Annotated in this window: 2 protein-coding genes; both read right to left on the bottom strand. The window is 49.5% G+C overall.

Annotated elements, in window-relative coordinates; genetic code table 11:
* Position 1: 1 nt before the first annotated feature.
* On the bottom strand, positions 2–844 hold the full coding sequence (locus NB063_RS31915) for a hypothetical protein (protein ID WP_250933873.1): 843 nt from the start codon (positions 842–844) through the stop codon (positions 2–4).
* A gap of 236 nt (positions 845–1,080) precedes the next feature.
* Positions 1,081–1,353: hypothetical protein (locus tag NB063_RS31910; RefSeq protein WP_250933870.1), on the bottom strand; the 273-nt coding region annotated here is incomplete at its 5' end.

Here is a 1,353-nt window from a genome sequence, read left to right as displayed (position 1 = left end):
TTCAACGTGCGATTGCCCTGATTCGATCCCCAATGAAATCGCGGAATTTGACCGGGTTGCCATCTTCATCACCGACCAGTAGGTAAAAGAGCATTCCGCAGTCAGAAATATCTGCGACATTCCCACTGTGTGATTTGATCCTTGAGTACATCCATCGTATGTCGGGTTCTGAATGGTCACGCATCCAGTGCCAAACTGAGAAGTCTTTCCCTGAATTCCATAGATGGTTCGGGTTGCCTTTATCGTTTTGGTCTTGGATCTTTACATATTGTATACGGTTCCCGCTGAGTTTTTGGATGTCATTCCAGGTGTGATGGTGTTTGCGGCGACATTCATTTTCGTTGAATGCACTATGTGACACCAACTTAACGTGCGCCAGCGAATCAGTTCTTCCGCTTCGGACAACTTCGTCGACCGCAAGATAGAAGAATTCAGATAGTCCGGCATGGATAAAATACAACGGATCTCTGGCCGTCGACTTTCCCATCTCAGTTGCCAAGTTGTCGACGGCTTGTCGTTGCTGCTTGGTAACGTCGAAGAACACGTGGCTATTGAAACCCCAATACTTAATCGCTCCATCTGCGCTGATCTTCAATTGATTTTCAGCGTCGGGGCCCGGTGGCGCGTCGATAAAGTTGTTGTACGAGCAATGGACCAGTTGTGTCTGCAGTCCCAGTTTGGCAATGATCGCACAGGATGCAGGGAGAGCTCCCCAATCGTCTGGATCTCCTGTTGGCCATTTATAATCGTTGTCAGCAGCGCTATTGCCGTCAAAGCTTATGGCGATCCGGTTGCGGTTGTATCCCCATGACTGCGCCATACAAGATGACATGGGAAAGAACATGACGAAATACACTGCGAAACAGCAGGGCACTATTATTGGTGTTCTCATTTCAACTGTGTTTTTTGAACTTGAGTGGATCGAGCAAATATTGAATTTGGCCTGTTTGACGAACAATATTCTAATCCCTTCTCAGCCGGGGCGGATTTAGTGTGTCCCGCAATTGGGAATGAGTGAGTGGTCCGGTTGAGCAATTTCATTCGACTCGCACGAGAGCTGGGTAATTTTGCTGTTTTCAGTCAACTGAGGCAGTGTTGCTGCTGTGCGGGAGTATTTCTGCTGATGGAGTATGATTCAAAAATGACCGTGACGGCGGCTGATTGATTGGGAGAAAGTGATCGCGAATGGTTCTCAAAGTGGTTGCGGCGGTACGCGATGACGTCCCCGACAGGCCTCACCAACGAGGTGCCTGTCAACCGCGGTACCACTTTGCGGTTTTCCGGCAAGTAGTTGGAGTCGGGACCCAGGTGTGGCAGCATTGGTAGGCGGCAAGGCAGGGCAATCGCACGTTG

Source organism: Aporhodopirellula aestuarii, from assembly GCF_023701485.1.
In the GTDB taxonomy this organism is placed as follows: Bacteria; Planctomycetota; Planctomycetia; order Pirellulales; family Pirellulaceae; genus Rhodopirellula; species Rhodopirellula aestuarii.
Note: the sequence above shows the minus strand (reverse complement) of the source record. Positions and strands in the feature narration are given on the sequence as shown.

Bases quoted from the DNA above. Each gene is read 5' to 3' on its own strand.
- NB063_RS31915 (WP_250933873.1), bottom strand. From the start codon at position 844: ATGTTCTTTCCCATGTCATCTTGTATGGCGCAGTCATGGGGATACAAC.